The sequence below is a fragment of the Desulfobulbus elongatus DSM 2908 genome (assembly GCF_000621145.1).
In the GTDB taxonomy this organism is placed as follows: domain Bacteria; phylum Desulfobacterota; class Desulfobulbia; order Desulfobulbales; family Desulfobulbaceae; genus Desulfobulbus; species Desulfobulbus elongatus.
In genome coordinates this window covers 89,529-101,994 of the sequence record NZ_JHZB01000003.1, presented here as the reverse complement: position 1 = coordinate 101,994, position 12,466 = coordinate 89,529, and the positions used below count along the sequence as shown (strand labels likewise).

Below are 12,466 nucleotides of genomic sequence, written 5' to 3'. Positions count from 1 at the left end.
CCATGAAAGCGACGCAAGGAACCACCTACCGGATGCTGGGGTCCCGGCTGAACGATCTGACCACCGAGCTGGAAAAACTACGCACGATCGGCGCCACCGGCAAAAAACTCAATTCCCCCTCGGACGACCCGGCCTCGATCCGTCCGGTGCTCAACACCCGCAAGCAGATCTCCAATGTCGACCGGTATCTGGAGACCATGGGCAAGTCGCTCGACACCATGCAGGCGACCGACGGCCATCTCGAGCACGTGGAAAACATCATGCAGCGCGCCAAGGAAATCATGACCAACGCCGTCAACGGCTCGCTCAACAACGAAGACCGGACCGTGCTCGCCGACGAGTTGGCCAACCTCCGCAAGGAACTGCTCGATGCCGCCAACGGCATGGTGGACGGCAAATACCTGTTTGCGGGGTACCAGGAGGATACCGTTCCCTTCGTGGAAAATCCCGCCTACGACCCGCTCCTCTACGATGCCAACGATTCCTCGACCTGGCCCTACCTGTACCAGGGCGACGAAAACGCCACCTCTCTGGAGATCACCCCCGGCGAGTTGGTGGAAGTGAACCTGACGGGCAACAATCTCTTCTTCGGCACCACGACCTGGGACCCGGCCGACCCGACGAACAACAGCACGGCATCGGGCCGGTACGATCTCTTCCTGGAGCTCACCCAGGCGGAAGCGGCCATCCGCACCAACGACCAGGCCGCCATGCAGGACAGCCTGGGCGACCTGGAAGGCGCCGCCGAGCAGAACCGGCGGCTCCGCTCGCAGCTCGGCAACCGGGCCAGCCGGGTGGAAACCGCGATGGATTACCAGGAAGGGGTCCGCGTGGATCTCAAGCAGATCCTCTCCCGCTACGAAGACGCGGACGCCATCGAGGCGTTCAACGCCATCATCCAGCAGGAGACCGCCTTCCAGGCCGCCCTGAGCGTGACCTCCAGGGTCTCGCAGCTCTCCATCCTCGATTATCTCTAGGCGCGTCCAACCAAGTAAAACCGCTTGCCTTTCCCCATCTTTTGCTGAATACTGCCCGACACAGGAAAAATGTTTCCCGGGGGAGCCGTCCTTTCTCCCCTGGGAATCGGCCTGCCTTCTTTTCCCTTTCCTTCGGATGTCCTGATCCGAGTTTTTTACAGGTGCGACTATGCTGGTGCTGACCAGAAAACCCGGTGAAGGTATTATCATCGGCGACAATATCACGATCAAAATCATCGAACTGAAGAGCGGCGGCATCCGGATCGGCATCGACGCCCCCCGGGACACCAAGATCTACCGCCAGGAGGTCTATGATCGTATTCGTCAGGAAAATATCGATGCGGCGGCCGGTTGGGATATGACCGACCTGGATATCCTCAGTGACAAGCTTGCAGACAGGACGTTGAAAAAATGAAAACCATACAGACCCGTTTTGGCGAGGTGACCTACGATCCGTCCCATCTCCTTCATTTTCCGGAGGGCCTGGTCGGGCTCGACCAGTTGAAGAATTTTCTCGTGATGCCGAATAAAAAACAGGGACCGCTCTTCTGGATTCAATGCGTCGACGATCCGGCATTCGCCTTCGTCGTCACCGATCCCACCAATTTTTTCCTCGATTACCTCGTTCTTCCCGACGACAACGAACGCCGGAAACTGGGCATCGACGGCCAGGGCGCCTGCTTCGCGCTGGCCATCGTCTCCATCTCGGAGGAAAAGGAAATCACCCTCAATCTCTCCGGCCCCATTCTGTACGCCCCGGCAACCAACAGGGCCCTGCAGGTCGTTCTCGAAGACCCCCGCTACGACACCAGGACACCGCTGCCGAAGATAGAGCAGTAATTGTTCCATCCCCCTGCCTTCCCTGCCCAAGACCGCTGAATTGCGCCATTCAGCGGTCTTTTCCTTTTTCTGAAAATACTTCTTAAGTCCCGCGCCCAAACCTCCGAAAAGTGTGGCGAGAGACAAGCAGTACCGAGAGAACAGCTACGTTTGTATCGTTGGCCGAAGAGTCCGTCATTGGATGACCGAGGCTAAAAATTCATGGAGGAAACCATGGCTTTAACGATCAATACAAACGTCGCATCCCTGAATGCCCAAAGAAATCTAGGCCGTTCCCAAGGCGATCTCGCCACCTCGATGGAGCGGCTCTCCTCAGGTCTTCGCATCAACTCCGCCAAGGACGATGCCGCCGGTCTCGCCATCTCCGACCGGATGACCTCCCAGATCCGTGGCCTCAACCAGGCCGCACGCAACGCCAACGACGGCATCTCGCTCGCCCAGACCGCGGAAGGCGCGATGCAGGAATCGACCAACATCCTGCAACGCATCCGTGAATTGGCGGTCCAGGCGGCCAATGCCACCAACTCCGCCGCCGACCGGGCCGCCTTGCAGGCCGAGGTCAACCAGTTGAAGGCCGAGATGAACCGCATCGCGCAGTCCACCACCTTCAACGGCCTGAAGATCCTCGACGGCACCTTTGTGTCGCAGCAGTTCCAGGTCGGACCGAATCCCAACGAAGTCATCGGTTTTTCGATCAAGTCGATGGCCGCCGACGACCTGGGCCGCTATTACCACAAGGGCGTCAACACCACGGCCAACCAGGGGACCGGTTCCTCCGCGGCAGCGAACGCCGCCCCCGTGACGACGAACACGATCGCCGGCCAGACTCTGACCATCAACGGCTCGAAAGGTGTCGGCACCGTGACCTTTGCCGCGGGCTCAACGGCCTGGGATATCGCCAATCTGGTCACCAACTCGGCATCCATGACCGGGGTGACCGCCACGGCCCGCACCGAGGCGACGCTCAGCGGCCTGTCCGCCAATGGCATCGTCACCCTCACCCTTGGATCCGGCGGCAACACGGCGACGATCAACGCCGCAGTGAGCACCACCGACCTGAGTGAACTGGCCTCGGTCATCAACGACCAGAGCGGCACGACCGGAGTGACCGCCGTTGCCGAAGGCGATAAGATCACCCTGGTCCAGGCCGAGGGCAAAGATATTGAGATCAGCAACTTCACCCATTCGACCGGTGGCGCCACCATCGATGTCACCGGCGCCGATGGCAACGCGGAAGAATTGACCAGCGGCAGTACCGATTCGACCCGGGTGGCCGGCATCGTGGAATTCTCCTCCCAGGATTCCTATACCATCTCCTCCAGCGTGGCCGCCGGAGCCGGTTCGATCCTGAGTGAAGCGGCGAACACCAATATCATCGCCAGCTTCGAGGCGATCACCGCCATCGATATCAGCAATATCCAGGGAGCGAACGACGCCCTCAAGATCGTCGACTCCGCCCTGGGGAAAATCGATGCCCAGCGGGGCGATCTCGGCGCGATCCAGAACCGGTTCGAATCGACCATTTCCAACCTGCAGAATGTCGCCGAAAACCTGACCGCCGCCCGATCGCGAATCATGGATGCCGACATCGCCCAGGAAACCTCGGAGATGACGAAAAACAACATCCTCCAGCAGGCGGGCGTGGCCATCCTCACCCAGGCCAACCAAACCCCGCAGCTTGCCCTGCAGTTGCTCCAGGGGTAAGCGTTCTTCCATCCGCCAACGCCCTGGGAGCGCCAGCGCTCCCAGGGCATTTTTCCGTCGATCGAGGCATTCCATGAAAATCGTGACCTTTCAGTATAACAGGGCAAAAGCAGCCATTGCCCTGAATGATGGCCTGGCAACCGCCCATCCGGCACAGGCCCGTAGCGAGGTGACCAACACCTTCCTGGCCGGCGGCTACGCCGACCGGTTGCTGTGGGAGGAGGCGGCCGCTCTCAAGCCCGCCACACCCCAGGAATATTGCATCGTGGGCAACTGGCAATAGCCCACTCTTCGTTCGGCAGGACAATCTTCCTTGCCATCCCCCTTTCCATCCTGTAAAAATTCAACATCTTATCAAATAAAATTATCCTTGCGGCAAGCCGTTCACCGTATCGGCGAGCCGTCCCATGCCGACATGACCATCGCCACGTCTGTCTACCGCAACTATTCGCCTGCAGGCCAAGGCATCGGCGTGATGCCGCTGGTCGAGAACGCCAGGGTCCTTGAAATAGGATTCGGTTCGGGCGATTTGTTGCGGGCATTGCTGGCCCGCAACAACGAAGTCTACGGCACGGATGTCAGTGAACGCATCGTCGAGACCGCCCGGGAAAACGGTCTGGGCAATGTCTTTCTCGTCGATGTCAGCGAAACCCCGCTGCCGTTTGCCGACGATCTTTTCGATGCCGTCTATTGTTACGAGGTCTTCGAACACCTGACCAACCCGTACCGGTTGTTTGTTGAAATCCGTCGCGTTTTGCGAGCCGGCTGTCCCCTTTTCTTTTCCGTACCGTCCCAGGAATACAGCATGGGGTACGGTCCCGGCCGGCACACCTTTGTCTATCCGGGTTTGCTGGAACGCCATAATCTCGAACGGTTCTTCACGCAGATGTATTTCAAGATCGAAGCGTACCGCGAGAACGCCGACGGCATCATCCATCATCGGAACTATCGGCTGACCAACATGAAACATCTGGGGCTGCCCGATGTCATGGAGGTCATCATCGGAGACTACCCGGTGCCCACCCTGTATGGAGAAATACTGGACGCGCAATCGTTGGAGCAGGAAATAGACCGGGAGACACAGCCATATTTCGATGTGCTCGAAGGCGTTGTCCAAGCCGAGGATTGGCACTCCTTTGACAGCATCGCCGGGATTATCCTGCGCTATTATCCGGAACACTACATGCTGCACCTCAAAATGGCCGAAATTGCGCTCCGGGCGGAGAATAGGGAAAAAGCACGACATCTTCTGGGAAATATCCTGACCATGGCCGGCCTGCCCGAGTCCGTTGCAGCGGAAATCAGGATAACCCTTACGCATATATAATTGAATGGATACCATCAGCAGAAGTTTTGTCATCCCCATACTGCACCTGGACAGCGACAAGAAGTATAACATCTTTTCGTTGCTCGACGATCTGCGGGATATTCCGGGCGAGGTCATCTGCATCTTCAACAGCGATGCATCCTATCAGGCACTGTCCTCCCACGAACGAATCGATAAGTATATCCACAACAGTGTGAATATTGGCGTCAGCCGTTCCTGGAATGCCGGAATCAATATGAGCGAGGGCGAGGTGGTGTTCATTCTCAACGCTGATCTGCATGTCCGGCAAGAGGCGGTGGACCAGCTCGAACGTCATCTCCTCCATCTCCCCGATGCCGTCCTGGTCGGTCCGGAGGGTACGATCAACGATTATGCGAACCTGGAAATATTGCAGTATTTCAGGAAAGGCAATTTTGACCAACCCTTCCGCACCCATGATATTTCCGGGTTCTTTTTCGCCCTGCACAAACTCCGTTTTCTCGAGCACAAATTGCAGTTCGACGTTCGTTACAGCCCCTGTTTCATGGAAGAATGGGACATGGGCATGCAGATCCTCACCGCCGGTCTGGCCTGTTATGTCGTGCCGGTCCAAGAGTACGATCATGAATGGGGCATCTCCGGCGCCGTGGAGAATGTCCCGATCAATTACATGGGCCGGGTGGTCTACCGGCACGAGGTTCTGCAGGGCAACCAACGAAAATTTCTAGAAAAGTGGTTTCCACACACCAAGTAAAACGGCATCGCCGTCGGAGAACGGTCCCATGGACAGCCTCACCATCTTCCAGCAAGCCGCGACGCTGCATCAATCCGGCCGGATCGACGAAGCGATAGATCGTTACCGGCACGTCCTGGCAATCGACCCGGATTTCCCGGAAGCGCTGCACCTGCTCGGTGTGGGGCTGTATCAACAGGAAAAAACCCAAGAGGCGCTTCAGTTGATCGAGCGGGCCATCCTGCTCGCTCCTGATCAACCCGATTTTTACAACAACCTCGGGGAAATCCACAAAAGTATGGGCGCGCCGGGCCTCGCCTTTTTTGCCTATCGGCAGGCCCTCTTGCTCGACCGGTTCCACCCCCAGGCGCTGGCAGGGATCGAGGATCTGCGGCGCGAGCATCCGGATTTGCCCGTGTTCCGCAACCACAACCAACTGAACCAGGGAATCGCCCGGCACACCTTTCCCACCCTTGCCCTCAGCCAGGACGACGAACAATATCGACCCGACGCCGAATTGATTCAGCTCGTGCTCAAAGCGGCAAAATATGCGCTGCAAACGGACCTCGCAACGATTGCCGGACGATATGACCGCGAAACAGCGACCTATATTGAACTCTGGCCCGGCGAGCATTACAAGCTGCTGGCTGCCCTCGTCAGGCTTCGCAAGCCGCGACTGATCGTTGAGATCGGCACCGCATCGGGTGCCAGCGCCCTTGCCCTGAAAAAATTCCTCCCCAACAACGGCAAGATAATCACCTACGATATCGTCCCCTGGCACGAATATCCCGGTTCGGGACTGCGCGAGAACGATTTCGATCGGCAACTCGAACAGCGGGTGCTCGATCTGAGCAATCCGGTTCTGGCGCAAACCCAGCAAAACGATCTGGCCCAGGCGGACATGGTATTTGTCGACGCCGCCAAGGACGGCCAGATGGAGTATTTCTTCTGCGAATTCTTCGAGCGAATGGCGTTCGTTTCCCGCAATCCGCTGTTCGTTTTCGACGATATCCGCATGCCGGAGATGCTTGCGTTGTGGCGAGCGATCAAACACCCCAAGCTCGACGTCACCTCCTTCGGCCACTGGTCGGGAACAGGACTCGTCCTATGGAAATGACGAGTGCAAGCGGCATCCCGCCCCATCCGCACCCTGCCGGGCGTACAGGGTCACACACCCCGCTTCTGTCATGAACATTCTGTTTCTCACCGATGCCTATCCCAACTATGTGCCGGACCTGCTGCTCCATGGCCTCAGGAAGCTGCTCGGGCCGGCGGTGGTCGATTATCCCAGGAAGGAATGTCTTTATGCGGGGGTCATCGGGCTCGGCATCTGTCCGGAAGATCAGTTGGCCCGGGGCTGGTTTCCACCCGACGACGGCATGGTCGACCGCGAGGACATCGCGGACAAAATCCGGCGCGATTTCTTTGACCTCATCGTTGCCGATGTCCGTTGCCTCAACCGGTTCGGCGATATGGGATTCACCTCCCGTTCCCGGCTGGCCCTCATCGACGGCGAAGATGTTCCGGTGTCGATCCGTCCGGGCAATTACCTGGTTTTTCGCCGGGAAACCGACGGCAGCGACTACAGCATTCCCCTGCCGATGGCCCTGCCCGAGGAAATCAATACCCTGATCACCGGCTTCGACCAGGAGGAAAAACGGTACAGCATCGGCTTCCTGGGCAGCACCCAGGCGGACAACAGAAAGGCTTTCATCGAAAAAATAAGCAGTTGGTATCAGGACACCCTGTTTGCGACCACCAGCATCCCCACCGCGGATGACCAGAAACCGCAGGGCAGGGTCGGCCGCCTGGACTACTATCGCCTGCTCCAATCCTGCTATTTCGTTCTCAGTCTGCCCGGAGCGGGATACGACACCTTCCGGTTCTGGGAAAACGCCGCCATGAACTGCGTGCACGTCGCCCAGGCCATGCCGCTGTATATTCCCCATCCCTTTCGCGATACCGAAGACCTTCTTCTGTTCGACTCCGCCGAAACCCTGCGGAGAAAAATCGATGCACTGCTCGCCAGCGACAGCCATTACTTCGCCGTCCGGCGCAATGGACGCGAACATCTGCACCACCATCATCTGACCGATGCCAGGGCCCGCTACTTTCTCGAGAGATGCCGAGCGGCCTTCGGCAATTGACCATTCCCCCTGGACAGGAGAACACCGGCATGCATGAACCACTGAATCTGGCCCTGGCAAAAGGAAAAAATTTCGGCTGGGCCGTGTGCAGCCACTACATCGAGCAGGAACTGCGCAAGCTCGGCCTGCCCATCCGGATGGTCGACGAAACATCGCCCGCCGAACTGCCGGGAACGGTCTTCCATGCACTTGCCGACCGTGACCTGAATCCGCTGCACAACGTGCGGGGTTCCCGCAACATCGGCTATACCTTCTTCGAAAACGAACTCACCGGACAATCGCGGGACAATGCCGCCCGTTACGACCTGGTCCTCGCCGGCTCCACCTGGTGTTGCCGGAAACTCCTCGACCACGGCATCGCCAACAGCGGCACCCTGATCCAGGGGATTGATCCCACCCGTTTCTCCCCCCTGCCCCCCAAGGAGGACGACAAGCTGTTCATCGTCTTTTCCGGCGGCAAGTTCGAACTCAGGAAAGGGCAGGACATCGTTCTGAGCGCCTTCAGGAAAATACAGAAAAAGTACAACGATATCATACTGATGAATATGTGGTACAATTTCTGGCCGGAAAGCATGGCCATGTTCCAGCACTCGCGCCACATCATGTTCAGTTCGCAGGGCGACGACTGGAATGCGTTCATGCAGCACATCTACCGCATCAACGGGCTCGATCCCAAACGGATCATCACCCTGGGCGCCATCGACAACGAACGGTTGGCGGCCGTGTATGCGAAAACCGATCTGGGTGTTTTCCCCAACCGATGCGAGGGGGGGACCAATCTGGTCCTGATGGAATACATGGCATGCGGCAAACCGGTCATCGCCTCCCAGACCAGCGGCCACAAGGACATCCTTTCCCCGGACAACAGCCTGCTCCTGGACCGCCTGACGCCCTATCCCATTTACGACGGCAACAAAACCCTCTGGGCCGATTGGGAGGAACCCTCGGTCGACCAGCTTGTCGAGCACATTGAATATGCCTATCACCACCGACGTGAGATGGAGTCGCTCGGCGAACAGGCGGGCAAGGACATGCTCCGTTTCACCTGGGCCGATACGGCCGCATCCCTGCTGCACTCCATCGCGGGGGTATCGGCATCTCCCGTCGATCCGTCCGGTTCCGGGGAAGCAACGAAAAAGGAGGCACGATGAGAAGTTCTCTGCGAAAACGTATCCTGGTGACCGGTGGCGCGGGTTTTCTCGGCTCGCACCTGTGCGGGCGACTGCTCGCGCTGGGCCACGATGTCCTCTGCGTCGACAACTTCTTCACCGGCAGCAAGGATAACGTCATGCCGCTTCTCGGCAATCCGCACTTTGAACTGATGCGGCACGACATCACCTTTCCGCTGTATGTCGAGGTCGACGAAATTTACAACCTCGCCTGTCCGGCCTCGCCCATCCACTACCAGCACGACCCGGTGCAAACCACCAAAACCAGCGTGCATGGCGCCATCAACATGCTGGGGCTGGCCAAGCGGGTCAAGGCCAAAATTTTTCAGGCGTCCACCAGCGAGGTCTACGGCGATCCCGAAATACACCCTCAAACAGAGGAGTATTGGGGCCATGTCAATCCCATCGGGCGACGTTCGTGCTACGACGAGGGGAAACGCTGCGCGGAGACGCTCTTTTTCGATTACCACCGTCAGCACAACCTTCGCATCAAGGTCGCGAGAATTTTCAACACCTACGGGCCGAACATGCATCCCGACGACGGCCGGGTGGTCTCGAACTTCATCGTGCAGGCGTTGAAAGGCGAACCCATCACCCTGTATGGCGACGGCCTGCAAACCCGTTCTTTCTGTTATGTCGCCGACCTGATCGAGGGATTCATCAGGCTGATGGACAGTCCCGACGAGTTCACCGGCCCCGTGAATCTGGGGAATCCCGGAGAATTCACCATCCGTCAGCTTGCCGAAAAAATCATCGGCCTCACCAATTCCTCCTCACCGCTCGTCCATCAGCCCCTGCCGGTCGACGATCCCCGCCAGCGGCAACCGGATATCGGACTCGCCCGGCGGGCACTGCACTGGGAACCGGTCGTGCCCCTCGAGGAAGGGCTGCGCGCCACCATTGTCTACTTCGAGGACCTGCTGCGACGGGGCTTGGCCTGAACGCAGTTCGAGGTCAGGTACGGGAACGGAGGAAAAAACTCCAGTAGAGGTCCGGTCCGGCGGGCACGGTGAAGTTGATATCCAGCTCTTCCTCGAGCGCGAACCCCGCCCGTTCGAACAGACTGCACCACATGGATTTGCCCAATACGCTGTAGTGGTTGGGATTGCGTTCATGGTGACAACTGGTTTCCGGCGCAGGCACTTCTACATACAGCATGCCCTCTGGCCGGAGGACTCGTTTGAATCCGGCAAGGGTGAAATAGGGAAAAATCGAATGCTCGAGGGCATGGCGGCACCAAACGATATCGAATGAACCGTCCTCGAAGTCGAGAAACGACTGGTCCATGGCCCGCACGTCCAACCCTTCCTGCCCGCAGATACGCACATCTTCCCCTAAGGCGATCCCCACCGGCCGCAGGCCCGCCGCCAAAAACCTGCGCAAGGCCAATCCCTGGCCGCATCCGACATCGAGCACGCGCTGGCCCGCGGTTACCCCCGGTTTTGCCAGCAGGCGTTCAATCATCTGGGCCGTGATGGTGAGATGCGGCTCGGACGGCAACTCCGGGTAGACGTCCGACCGCAACTGTTCGATAAACTGTTCCAATCCACTCAGATGGTGCATAATGTCCTCTCCTTGAAATGGTTGGGGGCGCACATCCCCGGCAGCCGTCGACACGTCACTCGCGGCCCGACCGGTTCGTTGCCTGCCGTTGCCCGATATATCGTATCAGTTCTTCCACGACCGGTTGCCACTGACGTGGTGCGGATTGACGGATCAGGTGGACGGACGGATACCATGGCGAATCCTGCCGATCGAGGAACCAGCGCCAGTCGGCGGCCGAATGAAGCAAAACCACGGCCGGCCGGGCAAGGGCACCGGCCAGATGAATGGTCGAGGTACAGACGCTGACGATCAGGTCCATGTGGGTCATGAAGGCCGCGGTATCATCGAAACTGGCGATATGGGGCGAAAGATCGATGAGCCCCAGCGGGGGGCCGTACTGCCCGATCTGTTCGGTGGCATAGCCCATCTGCAGGGAATAGAACTGCACCGCATCCCGCAACGCCGTCAGGGGGGCCAATTGGCGCAGGTGCAGGGAACGGTTGTGGTCTTCGGCCTGTGCGGGATTGCCAGCCCAGATAATGCCCACCTTGTATTTCCCGGTTGGCGGCAGCAGCCGGCCCAACCGGACGACCGATTCCGGGTCGGCATGCAAATAGGGGCATGCCGCCGGGATGGTTGCCATGGTGGTCCCGAACACTCCCATCAGGCTCAGCAGGGACACCTGGGCATCCGCCCGTACAATCGCATAATCGACTTCATTCGCAGGATAGAGCCTGTCGATTCCGGGTAGCCGCCGCATCAGCGAAACCAGGGAAGGCTGGCAGGAAAAGAGGACTTTGGCATCGGCTTGATGGAGCAGCGGCAGGTACCGGCAGAATTGAATGGTATCGCCCACGCCCTGTTCATGGTGGACAAACAGGGTTTTCCCTTCCGGATTGGTGCCGTCCCACACCGGCCAGGGACCCGTCAGCCAGGACTGCATGACATCGAAGCGGGATTCGTAGCAGGCCAGTCCTTCCACCAGTTCCCCCTCGGCCAGAATGAGTTCGGCATATCCGAACCGGGCAGTGGAATCGCCGGGATCGATGGCAAGCGCCTTCTTGAAAACAGCCCTGGCTTCCGCCCGCCTGTTGTATCGCCGCAAAAGATAACCATGACAGTACAGGAAATTGATGTTGTTCGGCTGAAGGGCACAGGCCCGCCGGGCATGTGCAACTGCCTTGTCATAGTCGTGCAGGTCGGAATAGAGCCAGGCCAGGGAATTGTGGAGTTCCGGATGATCCGGGGAGCGCGACAGTGCGCGCTGAAAGTATCTCTCCGCCTCCTCGTATCTCCGCATCTGTCGCAGGCAGACTCCCATGTTGATGAGGAATTCAATGGAATCCGGCTCGATGCTCAGTCCGTGCTGAAAGGCGGACAGGGCCTCCTCGAACTGATTTGTCTTGATATAGGCGGTGCCAAGAAAACGAAACACCAGGGGATTGTCCGGCCGCAGCCGTGCCAGACGGACAAGAAACGGAATCGCGTATGACCATTGATTCACCTTGACCAGGAGATCCGTCAGGTTTGCCAAGGCCTCGACATGTTCCGGCTCTCGCTCCAAGACGGCCTCATAACAATCCACCGCGAATTGGGTGTTGCCGGCTTTGGCCTGCACCAGACCGCCAGCCGCCAGCAGGTCCGGGTGATCGGGAAGAGCGGCAAGGGCCCAGGCCACCAGGCTCGCGCCTTTCTCCACCTGATCGTGTTCGGCACAGAGGCGGGCCAGGCGGGCGATATAACCGGCCGTTTGGACCGAAACCGGTATCCGTGCCAGGGTTTCCGCCATCTGCTCCTGGGAAAGCGAGAGAATGACGCCTTCCAGGTGCCGCAGCTCCGCCACTTGGCCATTTTTCCCGACCGAAGGCACTCCCGGCGGGCCGGCCGGGAGGTGTCGAAGGGGCCGGTTCGCTGTTTTTTTCTCCTTGTTTCCTTTCCCTTTTGCTCTGGCCATAAACCCTCTGTCACGAATATACTGACAATTCAAACTGTTACATAAATACGATCCTAACAGAAAAAAAGAATCGATCAAGATTTTTTCCCTA

13 protein-coding genes are annotated in these 12,466 nt (G+C 58.6%); 11 read left to right on the top strand and 2 right to left on the bottom strand.

The annotated features are described in order from the left end of the window. Positions 1-2: 2 nt before the first annotated feature. From flgL to Q362_RS0102385, 11 genes are all read left to right on the top strand, one after another. Complete coding sequence (flgL, locus tag Q362_RS0102435; protein ID WP_028317377.1) at positions 3-977, top strand: flagellar hook-associated protein FlgL; 975 nt, start codon at positions 3-5, stop codon at positions 975-977. Positions 978-1,146: 169 nt separating this feature from the next. Continuing rightward, on the top strand, positions 1,147-1,392 hold the full coding sequence (gene csrA, locus Q362_RS0102430; protein WP_028317376.1) for a carbon storage regulator CsrA: 246 nt from the start codon (positions 1,147-1,149) through the stop codon (positions 1,390-1,392). Beyond that, positions 1,389-1,817 (top strand): flagellar assembly protein FliW, encoded by a 429-nt coding sequence (locus Q362_RS0102425; RefSeq protein ID WP_028317375.1) that lies wholly within the window; start codon positions 1,389-1,391, stop codon positions 1,815-1,817. The genes csrA and Q362_RS0102425 overlap by 4 nt, the downstream gene beginning before the upstream one ends. Positions 1,818-2,030: 213 nt before the next feature. Then, a complete protein-coding gene (locus Q362_RS24700) occupies positions 2,031-3,521 on the top strand; it encodes a flagellin N-terminal helical domain-containing protein (RefSeq protein ID WP_028317374.1) in 1,491 nt (496 codons plus the stop codon). Between the two features lie 73 nt (positions 3,522-3,594). Then, positions 3,595-3,804 (top strand): hypothetical protein, encoded by a 210-nt coding sequence (locus tag Q362_RS0102415; protein ID WP_028317373.1) that lies wholly within the window; start codon positions 3,595-3,597, stop codon positions 3,802-3,804. An 87-nt stretch (positions 3,805-3,891) separates the two neighbouring features. Further along, positions 3,892-4,848 carry a class I SAM-dependent methyltransferase gene (locus Q362_RS21910; RefSeq protein ID WP_051553522.1) on the top strand — a complete coding sequence of 319 codons (957 nt, stop codon included), beginning with the start codon at positions 3,892-3,894 and terminating at the stop codon, positions 4,846-4,848. A 4-nt stretch (positions 4,849-4,852) separates the two neighbouring features. Next, on the top strand, positions 4,853-5,581 hold the full coding sequence (locus Q362_RS0102405; protein WP_028317372.1) for a glycosyltransferase family 2 protein: 729 nt from the start codon (positions 4,853-4,855) through the stop codon (positions 5,579-5,581). 28 nt (positions 5,582-5,609) lie between these two features. Continuing rightward, a complete protein-coding gene (locus tag Q362_RS22670) occupies positions 5,610-6,677 on the top strand; it encodes an O-methyltransferase (RefSeq protein ID WP_084312199.1) in 1,068 nt (355 codons plus the stop codon). Between the two features lie 70 nt (positions 6,678-6,747). Then, positions 6,748-7,707 carry a glycosyltransferase gene (locus Q362_RS0102395; RefSeq protein ID WP_028317370.1) on the top strand — a complete coding sequence of 320 codons (960 nt, stop codon included), beginning with the start codon at positions 6,748-6,750 and terminating at the stop codon, positions 7,705-7,707. Between the two features lie 29 nt (positions 7,708-7,736). Further along, complete coding sequence (locus Q362_RS18770) at positions 7,737-8,858, top strand: glycosyltransferase family 4 protein (protein WP_051553520.1); 1,122 nt, start codon at positions 7,737-7,739, stop codon at positions 8,856-8,858. Further along, positions 8,855-9,817, top strand: a complete 963-nt coding sequence (locus Q362_RS0102385; protein ID WP_028317369.1) for a UDP-glucuronic acid decarboxylase family protein — start codon at positions 8,855-8,857, stop codon at positions 9,815-9,817. Before Q362_RS18770 ends, Q362_RS0102385 begins: the two co-directional genes overlap by 4 nt. Before the next feature lie 13 nt (positions 9,818-9,830). Here Q362_RS0102385 and Q362_RS0102380 read toward each other — a convergent pair whose 3' ends face one another. Together Q362_RS0102380 and Q362_RS0102375 are read right to left on the bottom strand one after the other, a co-directional pair. Further along, complete coding sequence (locus Q362_RS0102380) at positions 9,831-10,439, bottom strand: class I SAM-dependent methyltransferase (RefSeq protein WP_028317368.1); 609 nt, start codon at positions 10,437-10,439, stop codon at positions 9,831-9,833. A 55-nt stretch (positions 10,440-10,494) separates the two neighbouring features. After that, positions 10,495-12,264 carry a tetratricopeptide repeat protein gene (locus tag Q362_RS0102375; protein WP_028317367.1) on the bottom strand — a complete coding sequence of 590 codons (1,770 nt, stop codon included), beginning with the start codon at positions 12,262-12,264 and terminating at the stop codon, positions 10,495-10,497. Between the last annotated feature and the right edge of the window lie 202 nt (positions 12,265-12,466).